At 71.5% G+C, this 25415-nt stretch carries 21 protein-coding genes; 15 read left to right on the top strand and 6 right to left on the bottom strand.

Translation table 11 applies throughout. The features are described 5' to 3' along the window. Positions 1 to 306: 306 nt before the first annotated feature. The 8 genes from dnaK to CEY15_RS08525 all read left to right on the top strand — a co-directional run bounded on the left by dnaK (position 307) and on the right by CEY15_RS08525 (position 9404). Positions 307 to 2160, top strand: coding sequence for a molecular chaperone DnaK (dnaK, locus tag CEY15_RS08560; RefSeq protein WP_017838417.1), 1854 nt, complete (start codon positions 307 to 309; stop codon positions 2158 to 2160). After that, on the top strand, positions 2157 to 2354 hold the full coding sequence (locus CEY15_RS08555; RefSeq protein WP_017838418.1) for a hypothetical protein: 198 nt from the start codon (positions 2157 to 2159) through the stop codon (positions 2352 to 2354). Before dnaK ends, CEY15_RS08555 begins: the two co-directional genes overlap by 4 nt. After that, positions 2351 to 2977 carry a nucleotide exchange factor GrpE gene (gene grpE / locus CEY15_RS08550; RefSeq protein WP_095718071.1) on the top strand — a complete coding sequence of 209 codons (627 nt, stop codon included), beginning with the start codon at positions 2351 to 2353 and terminating at the stop codon, positions 2975 to 2977. The genes CEY15_RS08555 and grpE overlap by 4 nt, the downstream gene beginning before the upstream one ends. A gap of 106 nt (positions 2978 to 3083) precedes the next feature. Next, the gene (gene dnaJ / locus CEY15_RS08545; RefSeq protein WP_095718070.1) at positions 3084 to 4277 is read left to right on the top strand and encodes a molecular chaperone DnaJ; all 1194 of its coding nucleotides are present in this window, start codon (positions 3084 to 3086) and stop codon (positions 4275 to 4277) included. Then, positions 4274 to 4696 carry a heat shock protein transcriptional repressor HspR gene (locus CEY15_RS08540; RefSeq protein ID WP_095718069.1) on the top strand — a complete coding sequence of 141 codons (423 nt, stop codon included), beginning with the start codon at positions 4274 to 4276 and terminating at the stop codon, positions 4694 to 4696. The genes dnaJ and CEY15_RS08540 overlap by 4 nt, the downstream gene beginning before the upstream one ends. 64 nt (positions 4697 to 4760) lie before the next feature. Beyond that, a complete protein-coding gene (locus CEY15_RS08535; RefSeq protein WP_095718068.1) occupies positions 4761 to 7406 on the top strand; it encodes an AMP-binding protein in 2646 nt (881 codons plus the stop codon). 61 nt (positions 7407 to 7467) lie between these two features. Continuing rightward, positions 7468 to 8370 (top strand): carbon-nitrogen hydrolase family protein, encoded by a 903-nt coding sequence (locus CEY15_RS08530; protein ID WP_095718067.1) that lies wholly within the window; start codon positions 7468 to 7470, stop codon positions 8368 to 8370. Further along, on the top strand, positions 8367 to 9404 hold the full coding sequence (locus CEY15_RS08525; protein WP_095718066.1) for a hypothetical protein: 1038 nt from the start codon (positions 8367 to 8369) through the stop codon (positions 9402 to 9404). Before CEY15_RS08530 ends, CEY15_RS08525 begins: the two co-directional genes overlap by 4 nt. A gap of 28 nt (positions 9405 to 9432) precedes the next feature. Here CEY15_RS08525 and CEY15_RS08520 read toward each other — a convergent pair whose 3' ends face one another. The 3 genes from CEY15_RS08520 to CEY15_RS08510 all read right to left on the bottom strand — a co-directional run bounded on the left by CEY15_RS08520 (position 9433) and on the right by CEY15_RS08510 (position 13066). Next, positions 9433 to 10758 carry an FAD-binding oxidoreductase gene (locus tag CEY15_RS08520; protein ID WP_095718065.1) on the bottom strand — a complete coding sequence of 442 codons (1326 nt, stop codon included), beginning with the start codon at positions 10756 to 10758 and terminating at the stop codon, positions 9433 to 9435. A gap of 70 nt (positions 10759 to 10828) precedes the next feature. Continuing rightward, positions 10829 to 12151 carry a YncE family protein gene (locus CEY15_RS08515; RefSeq protein WP_245847420.1) on the bottom strand — a complete coding sequence of 441 codons (1323 nt, stop codon included), beginning with the start codon at positions 12149 to 12151 and terminating at the stop codon, positions 10829 to 10831. A 174-nt stretch (positions 12152 to 12325) separates the two neighbouring features. Further along, complete coding sequence (locus CEY15_RS08510) at positions 12326 to 13066, bottom strand: hypothetical protein (RefSeq protein WP_031265317.1); 741 nt, start codon at positions 13064 to 13066, stop codon at positions 12326 to 12328. A gap of 168 nt (positions 13067 to 13234) precedes the next feature. Between CEY15_RS08510 and CEY15_RS08505 the strand changes: the two genes are divergently transcribed. The 6 genes from CEY15_RS08505 to CEY15_RS08480 all read left to right on the top strand — a co-directional run bounded on the left by CEY15_RS08505 (position 13235) and on the right by CEY15_RS08480 (position 19759). After that, positions 13235 to 14311 carry a DUF368 domain-containing protein gene (locus CEY15_RS08505; RefSeq protein WP_042330300.1) on the top strand — a complete coding sequence of 359 codons (1077 nt, stop codon included), beginning with the start codon at positions 13235 to 13237 and terminating at the stop codon, positions 14309 to 14311. 80 nt (positions 14312 to 14391) lie between these two features. Beyond that, positions 14392 to 15285, top strand: a complete 894-nt coding sequence (locus CEY15_RS08500; RefSeq protein WP_031265320.1) for a M24 family metallopeptidase — start codon at positions 14392 to 14394, stop codon at positions 15283 to 15285. Beyond that, entirely contained in the window at positions 15282 to 17051 is a 1770-nt protein-coding gene (locus CEY15_RS08495) for an SDR family oxidoreductase (RefSeq protein ID WP_176475057.1), read from the top strand. Before CEY15_RS08500 ends, CEY15_RS08495 begins: the two co-directional genes overlap by 4 nt. A 41-nt stretch (positions 17052 to 17092) precedes the next feature. Next, entirely contained in the window at positions 17093 to 17986 is an 894-nt protein-coding gene (locus CEY15_RS08490) for a metal-dependent hydrolase (RefSeq protein WP_017838429.1), read from the top strand. A 1-nt stretch (position 17987) separates the two neighbouring features. Next, positions 17988 to 19040 carry a PDR/VanB family oxidoreductase gene (locus CEY15_RS08485; RefSeq protein ID WP_217987090.1) on the top strand — a complete coding sequence of 351 codons (1053 nt, stop codon included), beginning with the start codon at positions 17988 to 17990 and terminating at the stop codon, positions 19038 to 19040. Between the two features lie 35 nt (positions 19041 to 19075). Then, the gene (locus CEY15_RS08480; protein ID WP_141244231.1) at positions 19076 to 19759 is read left to right on the top strand and encodes a TetR/AcrR family transcriptional regulator; all 684 of its coding nucleotides are present in this window, start codon (positions 19076 to 19078) and stop codon (positions 19757 to 19759) included. 22 nt (positions 19760 to 19781) lie between these two features. On the opposite strand, the gene CEY15_RS08475 is transcribed toward CEY15_RS08480, so the two are convergent. The 3 genes from CEY15_RS08475 to CEY15_RS08465 form a co-directional block, all read right to left on the bottom strand. Beyond that, positions 19782 to 20369 (bottom strand): dihydrofolate reductase family protein, encoded by a 588-nt coding sequence (locus CEY15_RS08475; RefSeq protein ID WP_017838432.1) that lies wholly within the window; start codon positions 20367 to 20369, stop codon positions 19782 to 19784. Positions 20370 to 20456: 87 nt separating this feature from the next. After that, positions 20457 to 21440: an SRPBCC family protein gene (locus CEY15_RS08470; RefSeq protein ID WP_176475056.1), complete on the bottom strand. Its 984-nt coding sequence runs from the start codon at positions 21438 to 21440 to the stop codon at positions 20457 to 20459. A 78-nt stretch (positions 21441 to 21518) separates the two neighbouring features. Beyond that, positions 21519 to 21866 (bottom strand): ArsR/SmtB family transcription factor, encoded by a 348-nt coding sequence (locus CEY15_RS08465; protein WP_095718063.1) that lies wholly within the window; start codon positions 21864 to 21866, stop codon positions 21519 to 21521. 92 nt (positions 21867 to 21958) lie between these two features. Between CEY15_RS08465 and CEY15_RS08460 the strand changes: the two genes are divergently transcribed. Then, entirely contained in the window at positions 21959 to 25384 is a 3426-nt protein-coding gene (locus CEY15_RS08460; RefSeq protein ID WP_245847418.1) for a DEAD/DEAH box helicase, read from the top strand. Positions 25385 to 25415: the final 31 nt, after the last annotated feature.

Raw genomic sequence — 25415 nt, 5'->3', positions numbered from 1 at the left:
GGCGTGCGGGGCGTGCGGGCGTGCGGGGCGTGCGGGCGGGCAGGCGCATGGAGGGGCTTCACGGCAGCTTGAGTCGGGTGGGCGCAGTTTTTGGCGTGATCTGAGTCATAATGGGAATCGATCCGCCCGGTCGGTAGTTGTACGAGGCGTCAAACCTCAGCGAGCCAGACTCAACTTAGGTTGACGGCATCCGCTCCGACAGGCAGTGTGGTGTCACTGATCCGAGTCTTGAGCCGGGTCTGCTTAACAACGGTATTTCGGTCCACCCCCGTCCGCGGTCGAGTACGCGGAGAGAAGGAGAACATCATGGGACGTGCAGTCGGCATCGACCTCGGCACCACCAATTCCTGCGTCGCCGTCCTCGAGGGCGGCGAGGCCAACGTGATCGCCAACGCCGAGGGGTCGCGCACGACCCCGTCGGTCGTGGCGTTCGCCAAGAACGGCGAGGTCCTCGTGGGCCAGCCCGCGAAGAACCAGGCGGTCACCAACGTCGACCGCACCATCCGCTCGGTCAAGCGCCACATCGGCACGGACTGGAAGTCGGCCTCGATCGACGACAAGAACTACACCCCGCAGGAGATCAGCGCGCGCACGCTGCAGAAGCTCAAGCGCGACGCCGAGTCCTACCTGGGTGAGGACGTGACGGACGCGGTCATCACCGTGCCCGCGTACTTCAACGACGCCCAGCGACAGGCCACCAAGGACGCCGGCCAGATCGCCGGCCTCAACGTCCTGCGCATCGTCAACGAGCCCACCGCGGCCGCGCTGGCCTACGGACTGGACAAGGGCGACAAGGAGCAGACCATCCTGGTCTTCGACCTCGGTGGCGGCACCTTCGACGTCTCCCTGCTCGACATCGGCGACGGCGTCGTCGAGGTCCGTGCGACCTCCGGCGACAACCACCTCGGCGGCGACGACTGGGACCAGCGGATCGTCGACTGGCTGGTCGACAAGTTCAAGGCCCAGAACGGCATCGACCTCACCAAGGACAAGATGGCGCTCCAGCGCCTGCGTGAGGCCGCCGAGAAGGCGAAGATCGAGCTGTCCAGCGGACAGTCCACCTCGATCAACCTGCCCTACATCACGGTCGACGCGGAGAAGAACCCGCTCTTCCTCGACGAGACGCTGACGCGCTCGGAGTTCCAGAAGATCACCCAGGACCTGCTCGACCGCTGCCGTCAGCCGTTCCAGGCCGTCATCAAGGACGCCGGGATCTCGATCTCGTCGATCGACCACGTGGTCCTGGTCGGCGGTTCGACCCGTATGCCGGCCGTGACCGACCTGGTCAAGGAGCTCACCGGGGGCAAGGAGCCCAACAAGGGCGTCAACCCGGACGAGGTCGTGGCCGTCGGTGCCGCGCTGCAGGCCGGCGTGCTCCGCGGCGAGGTCAAGGACGTGCTCCTGCTCGACGTGACCCCGCTGTCGCTGGGCATCGAGACCAAGGGTGGCGTGATGACCAAGCTCATCGAGCGCAACACCACGATCCCCACCAAGCGGTCCGAGACCTTCACCACGGCGGACGACAACCAGCCGTCGGTGCAGATCCAGGTGTTCCAGGGTGAGCGCGAGATGGCGGCTCAGAACAAGCTGCTCGGCTCGTTCGAGCTCGCCGGTATCGCCCCCGCGCCGCGCGGGGTGCCGCAGATCGAGGTCACCTTCGACATCGACGCCAACGGCATCGTTCACGTGACGGCCAAGGACAAGGGCACCGGCAAGGAGAACACGATCATCATCCAGGACGGCTCGGGCCTGTCCAAGGAGGAGATCGACCAGATGATCAAGGACGCCGAGGCCCACGCGGAGGAGGACCACAAGCGCCGCGAGGAGGCCGACGCCCGCAACCAGGCCGAGTCCACCATCTACCAGACGGAGAAGTTCGTCTCGGAGAACGAGGACAAGGTCCCTGCGGACAAGAAGGAGTCCCTCCAGGCCGCGATCGACGAGGCCAAGTCCGCCCTCGAGGGTTCGGACGTCGACGCCATCAAGGCCGCCGTGGAGAAGGTCAACACCGAGGCCCAGGCCGTCGGCCAGGCCATCTACGAGGCCGCCGCGGCCGAGGGCGCCGAGGCCGGAGACCCCGGTTCCACGGGCTCGGCTGACGACGACGTCGTCGACGCAGAGGTCGTGGACGAGGACGAGCCGAAGGAGGGCGACAAGTGACGGAGGTGACCGGAGTACCCGATCCCGGCGACCCGGAAGCCACCGACGAGGAGGCCGTGGACGAGAAGTACGTCCAGGACGCCCCCGTCGCCCCCGAGGCCGAGATCGTGGCCGAAGGCGCGGCCGACGTGGCTCCCGATGAGGTCGAGGCCGCGGCAGAAGATGACGAGACAGTCAGGGGTGAGTTCCAGTGACCACGCCACACGCTGACGGTCCGGAGACGGACAAGGCCGCCTGGGCCGGTGGTGACGCCGAGGACGTGGCCGCCGCCCGGGCGGTGGACGAGGAGTCCGGCGCCGCACCCTCGGAGGCGGTGGAAGGGGAGATCGTCGAGGACGATCCCGCCCCGTCCGCCGATGGCGCCACCGACGGTGGCGCCGGTGAGCCGTCGTCGGAGGACCCCTCGGCCGCGCTGCAGGCCCAGCTCGACGAGCGGACGGCGGACCTGCAGCGCGTGTCGGCGGAGTTCGCCAATTACCGCCGCCGCGTCGAGCGGGACCGCCAGGCCATCATCGACACGGCCAAGGGGTCGGTTCTCACCGAACTGCTGACGATCGTCGACGACCTGGAGCGGGCACGGGCGCACGGAGACCTGGAGGAGGGGCCGCTCAAGGCCTTCGCCGACAGGATCCACTCCGTCCTGGCCTCCCAGGGGGTCGAGCCCTTCGGCGAGGAGGGCGACCCGTTCGATCCGTCGGTGCACGAGGCCGTCCAGGACGAGTCGGAGGGTTCCGAGCCCGTGTTGGGCACGATCCTGCGCAAGGGCTACCGCCACGGCGAGCGGACACTGCGCTCGGCGATGGTCACCGTCCGCTGACCTGTTCCGCCCCACCGCCGGTGTGTGGTCACCTGCACACCGGCGGCCGGGGTGGGAAAATGAGTGTTCGAGAATCGTAGGACCCGATCGAGGAAGGAGGCGTCTGGTGAGTCAGCGCGAATGGGTCGAGAAGGACTACTACGCCGAGCTGGGCGTCTCCAAGAACGCCACGGCGGACGAGATCCGCAAGGCGTACCGCAAGCTCGCGAGCGACAACCACCCGGACAAGAACCCGGGGAATGCGGCGGCCGAGGAGAAGTTCAAGCGGGTCGGCGAGGCCAACAGCGTCATCGGTGACCCCGCCAAACGTAAGGAGTACGACGAGTTCCGGGCGCAGGTCTCCTCCGGAGGGTTCGGTGGCTTCGCACCCCCGGGGGGCGGCAGGTTCACCACGAGCGGCGGCGACTTCGACATCGGCGACCTCTTCGGAGGTGCGGCCGGGGCCGGCGGCGCCGGGGGATCCGGGGGATTCTCCGACCTCTTCGGCGGGCTGTTCACCCAGGGCCGCGGCGGCGGCGCCCCCGGCGCGGGTCGCGGCCGGGCCCAGCGGCCGCAGGGCGGGCAGGACGTCGAGACCTCTCTCACCCTGTCGTTCCGCGAGGCGGCGTTGGGCGAGACCGTGCAGATCAGGCTCTCGTCCGCCTCGCCCTGCCTGACCTGTCACGGCAGCGGCGCGCGACCGGGGACCAGCCCCAAGGTGTGCAGCACCTGTCACGGGGCCGGGGTCACCCAGCGCTCACAGGGCGCGTTCGGTTTCGCCGAACCCTGCACGGACTGCGGCGGCACCGGATCCAAGATCGACGACCCGTGCCCGGACTGTGCGGGCAGCGGCGTCACCGACCGTGCCCGTACGATCAACGTCAAGGTGCCCGCCGGGGTCCAGGACGGACAACGCATCCGGCTCTCCGGCCAGGGCGAGGCTGGCTTCCGCGGCGCCCCGTCGGGCGACCTGTACGTCACTGTCACCGTGTCGAAGGACCCCGTGTTCGATCGCGACGGCGCGGACCTGCTCGTGGAGCTACCGGTCTCCTATCCCGAGCTCGTCCGGGGCGCCCAGGTGTCGGTGCCCACGCTCACCGGACGGGTGACGGTCAAGGTCCCGGCCGGGTCCCGCGACGGGCAGATCCTGCGGGTCCGCGGGCGAGGAATCGCACGCAAGTCCGGGACCGGTGACCTCAAGGTCACCCTCCGGGTGGCCACCCCGCCCGCCGGGATGGCCGAGGCCGAGCTCGCCGCCTATGACGAGGCGTTGCGGGCGGCCGGCTTCGATCCGCGGTCTGGCTGGGCCGGGTCGGCATGAGCCCCCGGCGGGACGTGGGAGACCTGGCTCCCGACGACAGCGTCCTGGTGATCTCCGTGGCCGCCGAGCTGTCGGGCCTGCACGCCCAGACCCTGCGCACCTACGACCGGCTGGGCATCGTCACGCCCGAACGCACCAGCGGTGGCGGTCGGCGCTACTCCCTGCGCGACGTGGCGATGCTGCGCGAGGTCCAGCGGCTCAGCCAGGACGAGGGCGTCAACCTCGCCGGCATCAAACGCATCATCGAACTCACCAACGAGGTCGACGCCCTCCAGTCCCGGGTCCGCGAGCTGGCCGACGAACTCGCGGAGCTCCGCTCCGGCTCGGCCCGGGGGCGCGTCGGCGGTGAGTTGGTGCACGTGCCGCGCTCGACCTCGGTCGTGGTCTGGCGCCCTCGCCACCAGCGCGGGGACCACTGACGTCGCGATCCTGTGGATGATGAACGAATTGTCCTAGGATAGGCTTACCTCTTACAGTGGTCCGGTGACGATCGAGCAGGTAGGCCACACCGGGCGGGTGGGTGGACTCGCGGGACCTCTCGCCGCCCGAGGCCGCGCGGTGGCCGTGATCAGCGACGAGACCACCCTCACCTACACCGATCTCGCCCTCCGGGTCTGCGCCCGGGCGGCCGAGTACCCGTCGGTCGCCACGGGACGTCGGATGATCGGCCTGATCGGGGGCAACACCACCGACTTCCTCATCGACTATCTCGCCGCGCACGAGGCGGGTCATGCCGTCCTGCTCCTGCCACCGGAGAGCGCGGCCACGCGGGCTCTCGTCGAGTCGTGGACCCCGGACGTCCTCGCGGGCGCGGGACAGGCGATCCCGGCCTCCGCGCACCACACCCCGCCGCGGCACGACCTGCACCCGGACCTGGCTCTGCTGCTCAGCACCTCGGGGTCCACCGGGTCGCCCAAACTCGTCCGGCAGTCGCGCCGGGCCGTGCTGTCGAATGCCGCGGCGATCGCCGAGTACCTCCGCATCGTGCCCGCCGACCGCGCCATCACCACCCTCCCGCCGCACTACTGTTACGGGCTGTCGGTGATCCACAGCCACCTGCTCGCGGGCGCCTCGGTGGTGCTCAACGAGGACTCCGTGGCGAGCCACGAGTTCTGGGAACGGGCGGGCGCCCACGGCGTGACGACCTTCGCCGCCGTCCCCCACACCGTCGAGTTGCTCGAGCGGGTGGGTCTGGACCGGCTGGACCACCTCACCCGCCTGCGCTACCTCACCCAGGCCGGCGGTCGACTGGCACCGGAGAAGGTGCGCACCCTCGCCGAGCGGCTCGAGGCCAGGGGCGCCGAGCTCGTGGTGATGTACGGCCAGACCGAGGCCACCGCCCGAATGGGCTACCTCCCCCCGCAGCTCGCCCGCAGCCGCGCCGGGGCGATCGGCGTCGCGATCCCCGGTGGTGCCTTCCGCGTGGACCGGCCGCACGGTACCGATCCCGATGCCCCCGGAGAACTGGTCTACACCGGCCCCAACGTGATGATGGGCTACGCCCGCGAGTCGGCCGACCTGTCCCGCGGTCCCGAGTTGACGGAGCTACGGACCGGGGACCTCGCGCGGATCGCCCCGGACGCCCTGGTGGAGATCGTCGGCCGCATGGGGCGCGAGGCCAAGATCTTCGGCCACCGGATCGACCTCGGGCGGGTCGAGGCCGCTCTGGCCGACCGCGGCCTGGACGCCTGGTGTGTCGGCGAACCCGATCGACTTGTGGTGGTGACCCGGCAGGACACGCCCGCGCAGGACGCGGTCTCGGTGGCTGCCGCCTCCTCGGGGTTGCCCGCCTCCGCGATCGAGGTCCTGGTGGTGGACGAGCCGCCGCGGACCCCGGCGGGGAAGATCGACCAACCGGCTCTGCGCGAGCTCGTCGCCGGCAGGGGGCGCACCGCCCCCGCAGACGAGCACGGGACTCCCGGTGAACTCATCGCGCACGCCCTCGGGCTGGACCCCGGCGGGATCGACCCCGACGCGACCTTCGTCGACCTCGGCGGGGACTCGCTGACCTACGTCGTGCTGTCCACGCGACTCGAGGACCGGGTGCCGGGTCTGCCCCGCGACTGGCACCTGCGTCCGGGCGGAGAGCTCGACGAGCTGGCCCGCGTCTGCGTTCCCGCGCCCGCCCGGTGGTGGGCGCCGTGGCGCGCGTGGGCGCGGGTGGACACGTCGATCGTCCTGCGCGCGCTGTTCATCCTCGCGATCGTCGGGTCCCACACGCGGGCCATCGCGATCATCGGCGGCGCCCACGTCCTGGTGGCGCTGGCGGGGTACTCGCTGGCCAGGTTCCGCCTCCACGCCACTGGCGCCCGCGACCGCGCCGTCGGGGTCCTGCGCACCGCCGGCCGCATCGCGGTGCCCGCGATGCTGTGGCTCCTGATCGTCACCCCGTTGACCAGCCGTTACCACTGGTATTCGCCGTTGTTGGCCACCAACCTGTTCGGGCCCCGCTCGTGGTGGGAGGACCGCTGGTGGAACCCGTGGCAGATGTGGTTCATCGAGGCGGTGGTCTACGGGCTCCTGCTCGTGGCCGCCCTCATGGCCGTCCCTTCGGTGAGTCGTCTCGACCGCCGGTGGCCGCTCGCGCTCCCGGCCGCGTTCATCGCCGCCGGGCTCACCGTGCGGTTCGGGCTGATCGACCTCGGCGGCGGCCCGCAGGTCTGGTACTCGGCGCCGGCCGTGCTGTGGCTCTTCGGCCTGGGCTGGGCGATCGCCCGCTGCGCCGCCCCCGGCCGCACGGACTCTCCTACCCGCACGGTCTCTCCCTCCCGCGCGCTGTGGCTGCGCCTCGCATGCTCGGCCGTCGCCGTGCTGTGCGTTCCGGGGTGGTTCGGTGACACGGGGCGCGAGGTCGTCATCGTGCTCGGTCTGCTCGCGTTGATCTGGATCCCGTCGGTCCGGCTGCCGCGCCCGGTCGTCCGGGTGCTCACCCCGCTCGCCGCGGCCTCGCTGTTCATCTACCTCACCCACTTCCTCGTCTACCCGCCGATCCGCGACGCCGGCCACGTGTGGCTGTCCTTCGCGGCGTCGGTGGTCGTGGGGCTGCTCGTGTGGGCGCTGTGGGAGCGGGGTGCCCGCGCGGTGCGGAGGTCCGCACCGCAGGCCGCCCGAGCGCTGCGGCGCGGGTAGCGTCGGGGGCGAGCACCCGGCCGCCAGCCCGCCCGACCCCGAGAGCCCCAGGAGGAGCGCCGTGCGCATCGCTGCAGCCCAGATCCTGTCCGGTCGCGACCCCTCGGACAATCTCCGCATGGTCCGCGAATCCGCGGCGGAGGCCGCGACCCGGGGGGCCCGGATCGTGGTGCTGCCCGAGGCCACGATGCGGGCCTTCGGGGCGGGCCGGCTCGACGAGGTCGCGGAGCCCCTCGAGGGCCCCTGGGCGAGCGAGGTCGCCGCGATCGCCCGCGAGTACGGGGTCGTCGTCGTCGTCGGGATGTTCACGCCCGGCCAGGGCGGCCGGGTCCGCAACACACTCCTGGTGACCGGACCGGCCGGGGGCGACGCCGCGGGCGGCCCCGACCGCGACCTCCACCTGGGTTACGACAAGATCCACCTGTTCGACGCGTTCGGGTTCGCCGAGTCCGACACGGTCGAACCCGGCGACAGCACCCGCGTGGTGACCGTCGACGGCGTGGGGATCGGCCTGAGCGTCTGCTACGACATCCGCTTCCCCGGCCAGTACCGGGCACTCGCCGCCGAGGGGGCGCGCGTGACGATCTGCGCCGCGTCGTGGGGACCGGGCCCCGGGAAGGTGGACCAGTGGCGGCTACTGGCCCGCGCCCGCGCGCTCGACGCCACCACGTTCCTGGTCGCCGTGGGTCAGGCCGACCCCGAGGCGGAGGGAGTGGAGGTCAGGCGCGGCGCCCCGACCGGCGTCGGGCACTCCGTGCTCGTGGGGCCGGACGGGACCGTGCGCGAGGAGGCGGGCCCCGGAGCGGAACTGGTGGTGTTCGAGATCAACGACGACGAGGTGGCCGTCATCCGGGAGAAGATCCCCGTCCTCGCGAACGGCAGGATCACCGAGGAGTCGGCCGCCGAGGAATCGGCCCCCGAGGAGTCGGTCGCGGAGGAGTCGGCCGCGGAGGTCGTGCGGTGACCGGGCCGCGCGACGGCGGTGAGGGTGGCGGCGGCGAGGTGGACCCTCCCACCGAACCGAACGTGCCCGCGGACCCGCCCACCGAACCGACCCGCTCGGTCGATCCGCCGACCGAGAATCTCCCGCCGATCGAGGGCGAGGGCACCGGGACCGCGTGGTCGCAGTACCCCGACGGGTCCGCCGCAGCGGGGGCGACCGGCGCCTACCCGACCAGCGCCTACCCGACCAGTGCTTACCCGGCCGGCGCTCACCCGGCCGGTGACCTGCCGTCACAACCCCACGTGCCTCCGCCCGGGGATGTCCCGCCCCCGGGCGACGCCGGCAACGGTGGCGACGGCTGGGACGGCGACGGACCCGGCGGCGGTCAGACCCCGTGGATCGTCGTGGCGATCCTGCTCGCGGTGGCACTGGTCGCGGGGTTGATCGTGTGGCTGGTCACGGCGGGGGGCGGCGACCGCGAACCTGTGGCCACACCCACGACCACCACCGAGACCACGACCTCGACGTCCCGCACCACCCCTCGTCCCACCACGCCCACCACGACCGGCCCGCCCGGGGTCGCCGAGCGTTGTTCCCCCGAGTTCGTGGCCGGGGAGCTGGGCGACGGAACAACCGTGCGTGAGTGCGACGGGCGGTTTCTGCTGATCAGTGGCCGGGACGGCGATCTCGAGCTGCTCTCGTGGCGTGAGGACTCCTGGGTCTTCCTGGCGGAGCCGTCGTCCGACGTGTGCCGCGAGCAATTGGAGCAACTGGGTGTACCGGACCGGTTCCGGCGCGTGTTCCAGCCCTGCGCGGCGCCCACCACCAGCCCGACAAGCCCGACCAGTCCGACCACGCCGGCGACCACGCCCAGCCCGACCACCCCGGCGAGCCCGACTCCGCCCATCGCCCCGACCCAAGGCACCGCAACGCCAGCGGGGCCGGGAGGCGGCGGGGTCGGCGAAGGCGCGGCCGCGGGTGACGACGCCGCGGGGGGGAGCACTCCCGCGGACGCCGACGACGGCCGCGCCGTCGGGGATGCAGAGGAGGCCTGACCCGGCCCGCCCGGGAGCGCCCGTCGGGTCAGGGCCGGTCGAAGCTGATGTTCTCCCGTGGGGTGCCGACCGCGACCATCCCGCGGACGGTGGCGCGGAGCATCTCAGGTGACCCGGCCAGCAGCACCTGCCGGTCCGCCCACGACCCCCAGCCGGTCACCACGTCCACCAGTGTCCCGGTCTGTCGGCGGTGCAGGGTGCGGGGCAGTTCCTGCCGCGCGCCGGCCCACCACGGGTCGGTGTCCTCCTCGGAGACCGGTTGAATGGTGAGCCACGGTGCGGTGGCGGCCAGGTCGACGAGGGTGGGCAGGTCGTAGAGGTCGCCCGGATGACGCGCGCCGTAGAACAGGTGCACGCGCGGGTTGGCACCGTGACGCATCATGTCCATCAGCAGGCAGCGCAGCGGGGCGATCCCGGTGCCGCCGGCGATCATCAGCACGTCCCGGACGGGTTCGGTGCGGTCCACCTCGAGCAGCCCGAGCGGCCGCGCCAGCACCCACCGGTCGCCCACCCCGACACCCCGGACCAGGGACCCGCTGAGGGCGCCGCCGGGGACGTCGCGGACGTGGAACTCGATCTGGCCCGCCGGATTCGCCGGCATCGCCGGACTGAACCGGCGCCACACGCCCGGGGTGTACGGGGTCAGGACGCTGAGGTGCTGGCCGGGGTGGTAGTCCACCATCACGTCGGAGATCAACCGGACCACCACGACGTCGCGGGTCGGCCGGAGAACCTCCACGACGGTGGCGCCGACCCTCGCCGGCCCGTGCCCGGCCGCCGCGCCCTCCCGGAGCGCGGTCGTCAGCACCCGGTACACCGTGCCCAACGTGGTGGACAGCCGGTCGTCCCAACCGGGGCCCGCCAGGTGGCGGAGAGTGCTGGTGAGGGCCTCGCCGAAGCGCTGGTGGTGGCGGGTGGAGAGTTCGAGTTTGCGGTGGTCGGCGCCGAGGTGGCGGGCGAACTCCACCACCTGGGCGACCTCGGCCTCATCCCCGCGGGCGTTCTCGACTGTCTCGAGCGCCCAGGACATGGCGCGCACGAACTCGCCGAGCACCCCCGAGGCGTCGCGGGGGAACAGTTCGCGGAAATCCGGGTCCGCCTCCCGCAGGGCGCGGGCGAACAGGTCGGTGAACCGCGGGTCGGTGACGAGGTCGCGCAGCGCCAGGAGCGGAGGGGTGGCCGTCGACACCGGGACGGGGTCGGGGAGCGGTGCCTCGACCGGGTCGTCGGCGCGGTCGAGGTACGGCGACAGGTCGATGTCCGACACGAGGCGCTCGACGTCCGAGGGTCGGGAGAAGTCGTCTGTGGTTCGGGAGAGGGCGTCGTCGGCGTTCTCCCCTGGGATTCTGACCACCCCCGCGCCTCCTCCCTGCCGTCGGTGTCCGCCGGTGCCCCAGGATAGCGGCCGGCGCCGGCCCCGGCGGTCAGGAGAACACGGGAAGCGGGTTCCCGGGTGCGGGGAGCGGGACCGGGTTGCCGTTCCAGTTCTGCGGCGCCACGCCGATCCTCATGCGCTGGGGGTGGTACCCGACGGGGATCCGGGCCACCTCCTCGCCGGTCTCGAAGGACAGCACGCTCACCGTGTTGCTCTTGGCCCAGGACACGAAGCAGTGCTCCCCGGTGAGGTCGGTCGTCACCCAGTAGGACTTGAGACCGGTCGAGACCAACGGACCGTGCTGCAGGGTCTCCCGGTCGACGACGGTGGCGTAGTCGCTCATCGTGCCCGCGACGCAGATCTGGGTGCCCTGGGGGTTCATGGAGATCCCGTGGTGTCCGGAGTCCAACAGGTGGGCCTCGCGGGGCACGTCGCCGGCGGGGGTGACGGGCAGGTCCACGATTCGCGTGATCGTGTCCGCCTTGATGTCGTACTCGATGAACCCGTGGAAGAACGACACCTGGAAGTACATGAAGCGGTAGTCGGGGGAGAAGGTCATCGGACGCACCCCGATGCTCAGCTCGGGTCGGCCGGCCTCGGCGAGCCGGGCGCGCAGGTCGACGCGCCTGATGATCTGCAGCGTCTCGGCGTCGACGAACTGCAGCACCCGCTCGCCCTTGGTGGCGTCGGCCCACGGCTGGTCGAGCGGCGTCCAGACGTTGCCGATGGACTCGTTGACGATCTGGGTGCCGCCCTTGATGTAGGCGTTCTCGTGCGCGTTGTCGCCCGAGGGGAAGCTGCCGATCTCCCGGCCGGTGGCGGTGTCGAGGACGTGGACCAACTTGGCGGTCGACGCACTCACCGCGACCTGCGATCCGTCGGGGCTCACCGCCATGTGGTCGGAACGGAACCCCTGGACGGGGAACCGCCACGCGATCTCGCCCGTCACGATGTCGATCGAGACCACGTCGGCGAAGCTGGGCCGCGACACGATGAGGTTCCGGCCGTCCTTGGTCGAGTACATGTCGTCGACGTATTGGTCGTGGCCCTCGCCGACCATCTGGCGGATGCCGAGGTACAGGGCGAGGCGGGCCGGGTCGCGGTAGATCTCCGTGAGGCGCTCGTTGCGGTCGGGGATGATGTTGATCCGTGCGATGCGGTGGAAGTCGCCGTCCGGCTGCACGGCGTCCGCGGTGCCCTCCCAGTTGTTGCCCACCCACAGGACGTTCTTCAGACCCGGGGCCGGGTTCACGTAGGGGGAGTCGGCCGTGGCGGCGGAGACGGTCGGCGTGGCGACCACTCCTCCCAGGGCGGTGGCCGCCGCGAGCGCGAGGGCGCCGGCGGCGCGGGCGAGGACGGACGGGCGGTTCACGGCGGCTCCCGAGGGCGACATCTTCTGGACAAGTGTCCGGTTGGTATCGGGGAGTGTACGGAGCGCGGTTCGCGCGGTCAACGGGACACCGGGTCACCGGGTCAACGGGTCGCCAGGTCGGCGGGGTGACGGGCGATGGGGTTCCGCCGAGCCGACGCGGCGGGCCCGGACGTCTCACCGCCCGAGGGTGATGTCCACGCCGGCGCGCAACTCGTCCTCGGTGTAGGTGAGCTGTCCGCGTCCGGGGATCTCGATCAGGTAGAAGGGCGCCCCCGAGGGGACCTCGCCGAAGTCGAAGGTGAACGTGCAGGAGGAGAGGTCACCTCCCTCGTAGGCGAGCATGGTGCTGCCGAGCAGCGTCGAGACCCCCTGGGACAGCGTGATCCGCGTGCCCTCGCCGATGTCCGAGAGGGTGAGCGGCAGGTCGCACCCCGATCCGTCGCCCGAGACCGGCTCGCCGGGAGAGGACATCACGGTGAAACTCCCCTCGACGTCGAACAGCTCGCCCGGTGCGCGCTCGGGGGCCTGCCAGGCCTGGGGCGGCAACGGTCCACGCGGCATACCGGTGGGCCCGCTGCGGGAGCCGGAGCCGGGGCCCGTGAGCGCCAACCCCAGGATGACGACGACGACGAGGGCCGCCACCCCGATGATCACCGCGGCCGCCGTCCTGCCGCTCGTGCGGTCACCGTCGGGACCGTCCCCAGGCCCGTGCGGCGGGTGCTGCCCGGGCGGCCCGTGCGGACCGGGACCGGGATCCTCGTACCCGCGCTCCTCGTTCCCGGGGTTCCCGTGGCCGGCGTGGTGGTGCGGGGCCTGCTCGGCGGGATCCGGCCCCGGGACGGGGGAGGGCAGGGGTCGCGGTGGATCGCCGTAGCGGTAGGTGCCGTCGGACAGTGGTGGGTAGTGCATCGGCATGACGCGCTCCCTTCGTCACCGTTGCTTCTCACACGGACTCTCACACCGGTTCGCCACCTCGGTCCGGCCGAGTCTAGACGCCCGCGAGGTGACGGGTTGATCACAGAGACGGCCGGTGGACGGGGTGGTGACTGGGCTTCCGGGCGGGTCGTCGGGGAAACTGGGGGGATGTCAGTCGAGTCATCACGGCCTGCGTCCACTCCGGAACCGGGAGGGACGCCCACCGGCGCCGCAGCCGAGTCCGTTCATCACGACCCCGTCGCGGACGCGGATCTGGACCCGCGGTCGCCCCTTCCCGCCCGACCCGGACCGCTCGGGGTGGTCGGGAACGGACTCCGGGGCGGGTTGATCGGCATGGCCGAGCTCGTCCCCGGGGTCTCGGGCGGCACCGTCGCCCTGGTGACCGGCGTGTATCCGCGGTTGTTGGACTCCGGCGCGCACGTGGTGGACGGGATGAGGTCGGCGGTCCTCGGTCCGGACCGTCGGGAGCGGACGGCGGCGGCCTTCCGCCACGTGGACTGGTGGCTGTTGTTGCCGCTCGCCGTCGGCATGCTCGCGATGGTGTTCACCTTGGCCGGGGTCCTCAAGGGCTTCGTCGAGGGCAGTCCGGAGATCGCCCGCGGACTGTTCCTCGGCATGGTCGCGGCGAGTATCGCGGTGCCCCTCGGGATGGCACGCGCCACCCCGGGTGGACGGAACTGGGTGCTGGGACTGGTTTTCGTCGGTGGTGCGGCCCTGGCGTTCGTGCTGTCCGGACTGCCGAGCGGGACGATCAGCGACCCGTCCTACCTGCTGGTGTTCGTGGCCGCGGCGGTGGCGATCTGCGCGCTGGTCCTGCCCGGGGTGTCGGGCTCGTACCTGCTGCTGGCGATGGGGCTCTACGCTCCGACCCTCGGCGCGGTGGACGACCGGAACTTCGCCTACCTCGGGGTGTTCGCGCTGGGGGCACTGGTCGGGATCTCGCTGTTCGTCAAGGTCCTCGATCGCCTGCTGGAGGACTTCCGCAAGCCCACCCTCATCGCCATGGCCGGCCTGATGCTCGGTTCCCTGCGGGCCCTGTGGCCCTGGCAGAGCGAGGAGGCCGACGTCCTCGCGCCGGGCTCCGACTGGCCGGTCGTCCTGGCCGCGGTGGTCGCCGGCGTCGTGGTGGTGGTGATCGTCCTGGCCGTCGAGCGGGTGTTCGCGGCCAAGGCCGCCACCACCGATCCGGACCCGCGGGTCACGGCGCTAGAGAATCGTGAGTAGGTAGCCCCCCGGCCCGGACGGGCCGGGTCGTCTGCGGCAGCGCCCTTGCTGAATGAGACACGGTGTCTATGATGGACGCCATGTCTCATAGTGATGTGACGGATGCCACGTTCCTCCGGCGATACCGCACCGTGCAGCGACTGTCCTACGACTGCGTCGAGAGCGTGGCGGCGACCCTCGACGAGGGGGTCACCGAACGAGAGGTGGCCGCCCGCCTGCACGAGTGGCTCTCCGACCGGGGCGTGCGGGAGTGGTTCCACACCCCGTTCGCGTGGTTCGGCGACCGGACCGCCTTCCGCGGGTTCGCCACGCCGCTGCACTTCTTCCCGACTCGCCGACGGTTGGAGCAGGGGATGCCCTACATCCTCGACGTCGCGCCGGTGCTGGACCGCGCCGTGGGGGACATCGGTTACGCGCGCGTCCTCGGCGAGAACCCGATCCACGACGAGTTGATGACCGACCTGGCCGCCTATCGGGACCTCATCCCACGTCTCATCACCGAGGGCGCGACGCTGCGCGACGTCTATCTCGAGGTCGACGAGCTCATACGCCGCCAGGGCTATGACAACCGACACCGGGTCTACCCGGGGCGCGTCATCGCCCATCAGATCGGCGACATCGAGTCGCGCATCCCCCGCTTCATCGCGTTCGGCTTCGGCAGCCGTGCCGCGCGCACACTCGTCGGCGACCTCATGGTCGAGCGTGCCCACAATCGCTCGCCGCTGTGGGCGTCCGGGAAGATCTCCGACCATCGCCCGGAGCCCGGACTGTGGGCGGTGGAACCGCACATCGGCTTCCGCGACGTCGGGGTCAAGTTCGAGGAGGCGCTGGTGGTGCGCCCGGACGGGTCGGCCGTGTGGCTCGATGACGAGACCCCGCACGTGCGCAGGTGGCGCCGGCAGGGCCTGGCCTGCGGGCTGGGCCAGGCCCTCGGTACCCCCGAGACCACGCCCAGCTCGGAGGTCGCGGCATGAGCGGGGCCGATACACAGGCCGCCGATTCACAGGGCGCCGATACACAGCTGCGGACCGTGGCGACCACCGACGGGCTCTCTCTCGCGGTCGCCGTCACCGGCCCGGTCGATGCCCCGACCCTCGTCTGCGTCCACGGTTATCCCGACAACCGCAGCGTCTGGGACGGCATCACCCACGAACTCTCCGACCGCTACCGGGTCGTCAGCTACGACGTCCGCGGCGCCGGGGACTCCGAGGCACCCACCTCCCGCGCCGGCTACTCAAACGACCAGCTCGCCGCGGATCTGGACGCCGTCATCGACTCGGTGTCCCCGGACCGACCGGTGCACCTGCTCGGGCACGACTGGGGGTCGATCCAGACCTGGCACGCCGTCACCGGGAGCGGTGCGGCCTCGCGCGCCGCGAGCTTCACGTCGATCTCGGGTCCGTGCCTCGACCTGGTCGGCCTGTGGATCACCGGTGAGGGTCGCGAGCTCACCGCCCCGATGCTCACGCAGTCCCTGTCCTCCGCCTACATCGGGTGGTTCCACCTCCCGTGGTTGCCCGAGGCTCTCTGGCGCAGCGGTGTGGGGGACGGGCTCGGGCGCCGGATCGCCGCGATCGGTCGAGGCGACTCCGAGGTCCCCCCCGACGACACCGCGAGGTCGGAGCGCGATCTGGTCAACGGCCTCGAGATGTATCGCGCGAACATGCGCCGCCACCTCTTACGCCCCCGCCGGCGACGCACCACGGTGCCGGTGCAGGTCCTCACCCCGATCCGGGACGTGTTCGTCACGCCCGCCCTGCAGGAGTGCGCACGGCTCGGTGCGGACGACGTCCACGTGCGTCCCGTCGTCGGTGGGCACTGGGTGGTGCGTGACCGGCCCGCGGTGATCGCCGCACTGGTCGACGAGCACATACGGTCTGTCAGCGGATCCGGGGGGTCGGAGAACGCGCGGGACGTCGACGGGCGGCGCGCAGAGCTCGTCGTCATCACCGGCGCGGGAAGCGGGATCGGCCGCGCCACGGCCGTCGAGTACGGATCGCGCGGGGCCACCGTGGTCATCGCCGACCGCGACCTCGACGGCGCCGAGCGTACGGCCCGCCAGGTCGGCCTCGTGGGGGGCACCGGTGTGCCGTACCTGCTCGACGTGACCGATGCCGACGCGTGGCAGGAGTTCGCCGAGGACCTGCGGGAGCGCCACGGCGTCCCGGACGTCGTGATCAACAACGCGGGCATCGGGATGGGCGGTGGTTTCCTCGAGACCACCCCCCAGGACTGGCAGGCGGTGATCGACGTCAACCTGTGGGGTGTCATACACGGCTGCCGGGTCTTCGGCGAGATGATGCGCGACCGCGGGACCGGCGGTCAGCTCGTCAACCTCTCCTCGGCGGCGGCATTCCTGCCCTCACGCATCCTGCCCGCCTACGGCACCACCAAGGCGGCCGTGCTGGCCCTGAGCGAGTCCCTGCGTGCCGACCTGGCGCGCCACGGGATCGGCGTCACCGTGGTGTGTCCCGGCTTCGTCAACACCGGCATCAGCCGCTCCACCCGCTACGTCGGCATGGACGAGGACTCCCAGGAGAGGACCCGCCGCGCCGCGTCCGGGCAGTACGCCCGGCGCAACTACAGCCCGGAGAAGGTCGCCCGTGCGATCGTGCGCGCCGCCGACGGCAACAGCGCCGTCGTCGCGGTGACCGCCGAGTCCCGGATGGGGATGCGGCTCCACGGACTGGCGCCCGGGGTGCTGCGCGCTCTGGCGCGCGCCGACCTCACCCCGAGCTGAACCCCACCGTCCCCACCGCACGGAACCGGAAAGGAACCCCCATGGCCACCACCACCGGAACGCAGGGCGGGCGTCCTCAGCACGACGAGGAACAACTCGTGCTGGTCGCCCGAGAGGTCGAGTTCGACTGGTCGGATCTGCCGTGGCACTGGATCCCCGGCGATCCGGTCATCACGCACACGTTCAACGTGATGCACCTGTTGCTGCCCGCCGGTGAGGACTGGTTCGTGCGGGTTCTCCAGGAGGCACTGCCGATGATCAGGGACGATCGGGTCCGAGAGGACGTCCTGGGGTTCATCGGCCAGGAGGCCATGCACTCGCAGGCCCACGGTGGCGTGCTCGGTCATTTCGCCGCCGCCGGTGTCGACGTCGCCGCCTACACCAGGCAGGTGGACTGGGCGTTCCGGATCCTGCTCGGAGGCCGGGACCTGCGCGGCCGTCGCGCCGAGAACTGGCTGGTGGAGCGCATCGCACTCATCGCCGCGATCGAGCACTACACGGCCGTCCTCGGTGACTGGGTCCTCGACTCCCCGGCGCTCGACCGGGCGGGGGCCGACCCCACGATGCTCGACCTGCTCCGGTGGCACGGTGCCGAGGAGGTGGAGCACCGCGCGGTGTGCTTCGACCTGCTCACCCACCTGGACAGCTCATATATACGTAGAGTGCGCGCCTACCTCCTCGTCACCCCCGCGCTGTTCTGGTTGTGGGTCCGGGGCGTCCGATTCCTCATGGCCGTCGACCCCGAGGTCGACCGCAGGGCCCGGTGGCGGGACTGGGCGGCGGCGGCCCGACGCGGCCTGCTGCCCAGCCCCGCCCTGCTGCTCCGCGAGATCGTGCCCTACCTGCGGCGGGGATACCATCCGAACCAGCAGGGATCGGTGGAGCCCGCGATCCGCTATCTGGCCACCTCGCCGGCCGCGCGGGCAGGGCACTGACATGGCGGCCATCCCGAGGGAACTGAAGGCGGACGGTCAGGGGATCCTCGGGTACCGGCTGCTCGGCGCGATCGCGTCGGTGGCGTTCCTGCCCGGGCGGTCCGAGGGGTGGTCGACCGACCGGGTCCGGCAGGTCGACCGGGTGCGCCCGATGCGGGTCGTCGACACGCCGGGCCTCGCCGACGACGTGGTCGGGCTGGTTCTCGAACCGGCGGACGGGACGCCCACCCCGTCCTGGTCGCCGGGGGCACACCTGGACCTGACCCTTCCGTCGGGACTGCGCCGACAGTATTCGCTGTGCGGCACCGACCCACGCAGCCTCATGGTGGCGGTCCGGCGCCTCGGTGCCGCCTCCACGGAGATCCATGAGCGGGTGCGCGAGGGGGACGTGCTGCACACGCAGGGGCCGCGGACGGCGTTCCCGTTCTGCGGCGAGCCGCGGGTGCTGCTCGTCGCCGGTGGGATCGGGATCACGCCGATCGTCACCATGGCGCGCGAGTGCGCGACCCGTGGGCTGGACTGGCACCTGGTCTATGCCGGACGGACCCGTGCGTCGATGCCGTTCCTCGATGAGCTGGTCGCCCTCGCGGGGAGTCGGCTCACGCTCCTCGTCGACGAGGAGCGTGAGCGGTACCCGTCGGTCGGAGAGGTTCTGGGGTGGGCGGACGCGGACACCGCCGTCTACTGCTGCGGCCCCACCCCGCTCCTCGACCTGGTCCGGACGGCACGGGGCCCGGTCCGTGCGCCACTGCACTACGAGCGTTTCGCCCCACCACCGGTGATCTCCGGGCGGGAGTTCGACGTGACCCTGGCGCGCGCGGGACTCACGCTTAAGGTCCCGGCCGACCGCAGTGCGCTCGACGTGGTCCTGGACGCCGTTCCCGACACCCCGTACTCCTGCCGGCAGGGGTTCTGCGGTACCTGCCGCGTGCAGGTGTGCGAACGCGCCGTCGAGCGACGCGGGCGCGCGGGCGGGCCCGGCCGGCCGGGGGCGCGGGAGATGCTGCTGTGCACGGACCGCGCGGAGGGCGTCGGTCTCACCGTGGACCTGTAGTGGTCGGCCGACCCCGCCCCACTAGGGTGGTGCTCGTGAGTGGGCAGAGGGACGACACGGGGGCGGCCACGTCCGGCCGCGGAGCCGACGGCCCCCCCGGGCAGCGTCGACGACTGCCGCCCCGAGATCGGATGCGCCAGATCACCTCAGCGGCGTCCGCCCTGTTCGCCGCGACGATCTCCGAGAAGGTCACCGTCGCGGACATCGTCAACCGGGCGGGTGTGTCCCGGGCGCTGTTCTACCGCCACTACTCGTCGGTGGACGAGGTCTTCCAGTCCGTTGTGGACCTCGTCGCCCAGGATTTCGTCGACCGCCTCCGGCTCGAGACCACCGACGATCAGGACGCCGAACTCGTCCGGGTTCTCCACGACTTCCTCTACACATGTCAGGAGGTGAGGTTGCCCGCCCGTGCGCTCCTCCGGAACTCACGTCTCCCGGGCACGGACGATTCCGTGGTCTCCATGGTCTTCCTGCGGGCTGAGCAGGAGATCTACCGCCGCGTCGGAATCGGCGAACCGACCCGCCTGGCCAGGTTGACCGTCCGCTCCTGGTTGACGTGCATCGAGGTGCAGACGCTCGCCTGGCTCGACGGGGGAGATCAGGACGAGACGATCGACGAACTCGCCTCACGCCTGACGGCCACCCTCAGGGCCCTCATCCGCGTCACCCTGCCGACCGAGGACGAGGGCATGCTGGCACTCACCCGGATACTCGGCTGACCGGCTCCTCCCGCCTCGGTCGTCAGTCGCCCGCCTTCCGGGCGACGTCGAAGACCATCTTCTGGACGCCGTTCCCGTAGGCCTCGTGCTCGATGAGGTCCAGGGGTATGGCGTCGACATCGGCCGTGCCGAAGAGCCGCTTGCCCGCGCCGAGCAGAAGCGGGAAGACCAGCAGGTGGTAGCGGTCGACCAGGCCCGCCTCGGACAGGGCGTGGCCGAGCGTCGCGCTGCCGTGGACGATGATCGGGCCACCGTCGCTCTCCTTGAGCCCGGCCACCTCCTCGACCGAGCGCAGGATGGACGTCGGCCCCCAGTCGTCGGCGAGATCCTCGTCGGTGAGGGTGGACGACACCACGTACTTGGGCAGCTCGTTGTACCGGGCGAAGTCCTCGGTCATGCTCGGCCAGACCGGCGCGAACGCCTCGTAGCTGCGGCGCCCGAGCAGGAGCGCGGTGGCCTCGTCCTGCTCGCGTCCCTTGATCTCGTAGGCGGCCTCGTCGAAGGGGACGTCCCGGAAGGTCCACCCGGCGTTGCGGTACCCCTCTTCCCCGCCGGGCGCCTCCATGACCCCGTCGAGGGACATGAAGGCGGTGATGATGAGTGTGCGCATGGCGGTCCTTTCAGTGTGGAGTGGTGACGTCCTGTGGGGGTGGCGTGCTCGGGTGGTGATGTGTCCTGGGGGGCATCCGGTCGCGGTTCACCCGGCGGCCAGCAGCTCCGTCTCGAGCCGCCGGTAGCCGGCCTCCATCCCGTCGACCATTCCGGTGCCGAGGATGAGGTCGCGGAGCTCGGCGCTGGCGTAGGTGATGACGAGCGTCAACAGCGTCCCGCCCTGGACCGGGGTGAGGGTCTGCTCGTTGTGCGTGGGCGGGCCCTCGACCCCCTCCATCGTCTCGGTGAAGACCTCCCGATGCGGCGGATCGGTCTCGATGAGTTCGCCGACGAGGGCGAACGCCTCGCCCTCGACGCCGTCGTCGGGGGCCCATTCGAAGCGGGTGGTCTCGCCGGGCGCGGAGGCGACCCGGCAGCCGACCAGGGCCCAGCCGTCGGGGCCGTGGAACCACCGGTTGAGCAGCTCCGGGTCGTGGTGTGCCTCCCAGATCTGCCGGGGCGTCCCGCGCAGGACACGGCTGATCCGGACCTGCGTGTCACCCAGGAGCTGTGCGATGGCCGCTCGGTCGGCGGCGAAGGTGCGCAGATCGGCCAGGACGTCGTCGATCTGGGCCATGGCGGAGCGGGTGCCCTCCTCCATGCCCATGCTGATGAGTTGCTCGAGCTGGTCGAGGCTGGCGAAGTAAGTGGTGGTGGTCAGGCGTGCGCCGCCGGCCATCTCCTCGAAGGAGAACACCGCGCGCATGGTCGGCATCTCCGGATCGGGCGCGCCGCCCGCGTCGGCGAAGCCGTCCAGCACCTCGAACGAGACCCCCTCAACCACGGTCAGGAACTCCCAGTAGCCGCCACTGCGGGTGTCGTCGGGCCCCGTCATGTAGTACTCGGACCGGCCGCCGGGGCAGAAGTCGTGACGGGTGAAGGTGGCAGGCCACTGGGGCGGGCCCCAGAATCTCTCCAGCTGGCGCGGGTCCGCGTACGCGTCCCAGAGTCGACGGACTGTCACCGGGAAGTCGGCGACGACGGTCAGCGTCAACTCCTCGAGGTTCTTGTCCACGGATGTCACTGGCATGGTCGGCCTCTTCTCTCGCGGTGGTGCTCCCGGCGTGCGGTCTGGGTGTGGCGGTGAGGGTCAGGATCGGATTCGGGGTCAGTCCTCGGCGAGTAGGGCGTCGAGTCTGGCGATGCGCGCCCGCCAGAGGCGTTCGAAGCCGTCCAGCAGGCTCTGGGCACGGCGAATCGCCTCGGGATTGCCACGGATGCGGCGCTCCCGGCCGTGGCGGTCGTCGGTCACGAGCCCGGCCTCCTCGAGGACGTTGACGTGCTTGCGGACCGCCGCGAACGACATGTCGTAGTGATGGGCGAGATCGGAGATGGAGTACTCGTCGGTGAGTGTGCGACGGACGATGTCCCGGCGCGTGGCGTCTGCCAGCGCCCGGAACAACCGATCCACGTCGTCGTCACTGAGATCCACCTCGTGCGTGTGATATGAAACCATTTGGTTTCATATTATGCCTCCGTGGGGATCGCGTCAATGGTGTGGCCTACGTCGCCCGCCCCGATGTCGTGGGTCGGCCCTACCCTGGGTGCGTGCGGTCGAGCGTGAGGGTCCCCGAGTCCGAGGTCGAGCGGTTCGTGGGGTCCGCGGCGCTGGCTCGGTCGCGGCCGTACGTCAACGCGGACGCCATCGGCGACGTGGGATACAACCCCGGTTCGCGGACCCTGTCGGCCCTGGTCGCGGGAAGTGGGGGGCGTCGGTACCGGACCGAGGTCGCTTTGGGGAAGCCCGATCAGGACGGCTGGTCCCGTCCGAAGCTCAGCACCTGCACCTGCCCGGTGGCTATGCGGTGTAAGCACGCCGCGGCGCTCATGCTGTTCGTCGGGGCGGGCGGTGGCGACCACGGCGCCCGGGACGGTGGCGTGGCGGGCGTCAGCGACCCGGTGCCCGAGTGGCGGCAGCGGGTCGAGGAGATGATGCACGAGATGGTGGTGCAGTCCCCGCCGCGCGAGTCGGAGGTCTACGGCCTGCAGTTGTCGGTGGTGGCGGATGAGACCGTGGACGACGGCTGGACCGGCGGGCTGCGGCCCGGTTTGGGCAACCGGCTCCGAGCGCGCATCGTCGTGCCCGGCCGGGGCGGCCGGTGGAAATCGGCGGGCGTCGAATGGGATCGGCTGCGCTACGGGTGGACAGCGGATATGAGCGCCGCCCAGACCAGCTGGTTCCGCGCCGTGGACGCCTTGGCTCGTAGTCGTCGTCAGGCCCGGGTCTGGTTGGACCTGTGCGACGCCGAGGTGCCCGCGCTGTGGCCGCTCATCGCCACCGCTGCCGAGGCGGAGGTGGAGATCGTCCCCGGCGACGGACTGCACGATGTCCGGCCCGGGCCACGCCGGCGGGTGGGGCTCACGGCCTGGTCACCCGACGGCCGGGAGGTGGTGGTCACCGCCGCGGCGGAGATACGGCCCGCCGACGACGACCCGATGATGACCGACGACGACCCGGTGACGGCCGATGGCGACCGGACGACGCCCGACGGTGAGGCGATCGACCGACCCCTGCCCGGCGCGCTCGTGGGTGACCGCGGTGACCTCGTCGCGGTGGTCCGCGACAGGGTGCTGGAGCTGTGCCCCGTCGGGCGGCTCGACCACGGGGTGGCCCGCGATCTGCGGCGATGGCGCGAGCTGGCCATCCCGGATCAGTCCGTGGCCGAGTTCTGCGGCGACTTCCTCCCCGGTCTGGCCGATGCGTTTCCCGTCGTCGACCGCGCCGGTCGCCTGGAGTTGCCCGAGCTCGACCGAGTCGAGTTCGACTTCGTCATCCGCCGCTACACCGGACCCGGTTCCGCGGACGGGCCGGACCTCCTCGCGGAGTGGTCCCGGCTCGAGGTGTTGCGGATGAGCGACGGCACGGAGACGACGCGACGTCGTCCGCTGACTCCCGTGGACCTGGGGGACGCGGGGCCGGCCCTGGCGGACCGCGAGTCGCTGGATCTCGCAGGGAGAGCCGAGGACGCCGGGTGGGGATGGGTCGTCGCTCCCGGACGCCTGCGGATCGCCGGGCACGACGCGGCGGTGCTGCTGGCGGACGGGGTGGTGGCCCTACGCGCCCTCGACGGCGTGCGGGTGACCGTGCGCGAGGGGGTCCCGGAGATCCGCCGGGCCGCCGAGGGGCCACGGATCCGGGTGGCTGCCGAGGACGACCGGTCCGGGATCGACTGGCTGGGGCTGTCGGTGGGCGTGACCGTCGAGGGGCGACCGGTGCCGTTCGCCACGGTGTTCCGGGCGGTGGTGAGCGGGCAACCGGAGTTCGTCACCGACGATGGCGTGTTGGTCCCGGTCGACCTCGAGCGCTTCGGGGAACTGCGCACCCTGCTCGACGAGGCGCTCGCGGCGTCCTCCGCCCGTGCCGGCGGGGCCGACGGGGCGGGTGACATCCGGATCGGGCTCGGCCAGGCCGGGCTCTGGTCGGACCTGGCCGAGCTGGCCGACGACCTCGCGCCGCCCACGGGCCGGGCGCAGGCACTGCTCGAGCTCGCCTCGGACAGCCCCCAGCCGGTTCCGGTTCCCGCCGCGCTGAAGGCCGAGCTCAGGCCGTATCAGCAACAGGGACTGGACTGGCTGGCCATGCTGTGGCGGCACCGGATCGGCGGGATCCTGGCCGACGACATGGGGCTCGGCAAGACGGTCCAGGCGCTCGCGCTGATCGCCCACGCGCACGAGGGTCACAAGGACCGCCCCGCCACCGGCGCCGGGACGGTCGCCGAGACGGTCGCCGGCTCCCCGGGGCCGTTTCTCGTGGTGGCACCCTCGTCCGTAGTGCCCAACTGGGAGGCCGAGGCCCGCAGGTTCGTGCCCTCGCTGCGCGTGGCCCGACGCTCCGCCACCGAAAACAAGTCGCCCACCACCGTGGCCGAGGACGCGGCCGCGCATGAAATCGTCGTGACCTCCGCGACGGTCCTGCGGCTCGATGCCGAGGCGTACGCGGGGATCGAGTGGGCCGGGGTGATCCTGGACGAGGCCCAGCAGGCCAAAAACCCCTCGTCCAAGCTGTTCGCCGCGCTCGCGGGCTTGCGCGCGGACTTCCTGCTGGCCGTCACCGGCACCCCCATGGAGAACAACCTCACCGAGCTGTGGGCGATCGCGGCCCTGTCCTGCCGCGGAGTCCTGCCCGACGCCGCGGAGTTCCGCGCGCTGTACAGGACCCCCATCGAGAAGGACGGGGACGCGGAGGCACTGCGTCGCCTGCGCCGCCGACTGCGGCCGTTCCTCCTGCGGCGCCGCAAGGAGCTGGTGGCCGGCGAGTTGCCACCCCGCACCGACGCGGTGCTGGAGGTCGAGCTCACGGCAGCGCACCGGAGGGTCTACGAACGCGAGCTCGCCCGGCAGCGGGCTTCGCTGCTGGCGCTGCTCGACGACTTCGACTCCAACCGCATCAGCATCCTCGCCGGGCTGACCGTCCTGCGTCGGCTGTGCCTGGACCCCTCGTTGGTGGACCCGGAACACTCCTCAATCCCCTCCGCCAAGACCGACGAGCTCGTCGCATCGCTGCGCGAGATCGTGGCCGAGGGGCACCGGGCATTGGTGTTCAGCCAGTTCACCAGCTACCTCGACACGGTGGTCGACAGGCTGCAGGCCGAGGGGATCACCGTCGCTCACCTCGACGGCAGCACCACCGACCGGGCCGGTGCCGTCGGCGAGTTCACCGAGGGCGGCGCGCAGGTGTTCTGCCTGAGCCTCAAGGCCGGGGGAGTGGGCCTGAACCTCGTGGGCGCCGACTACGTCTTCCTGCTGGACCCGTGGTGGAACCCGGCCACCGAGGCGCAGGCCGTGGACCGGGCTCACCGCATCGGTCAGACCCGGCCCGTGCTGGTGTACCGGATGGTCGCGCGCGACACCATCGAGGAACGGGTCGTCGAGCTCCAGCGCCGCAAGGCCGAGCTCTTCGCCTCCGTGCTGGACAGCGGAGAGCACTTCTCGGCCGCGCTCACCGCCGAGGACCTGCGGGGGTTGATCGAATAGGCGGTGCGGGCGAGCACCGGCCTCGGGGTGA

The organism is Dietzia natronolimnaea, from assembly GCF_002289575.1.
In the GTDB taxonomy this organism is placed as follows: domain Bacteria; phylum Actinomycetota; class Actinomycetes; order Mycobacteriales; family Mycobacteriaceae; genus Dietzia; species Dietzia natronolimnaea_A.
The sequence above is the reverse complement of the archived record's forward strand: the minus strand, read 5'-3'. Positions and strand labels throughout refer to the sequence as shown.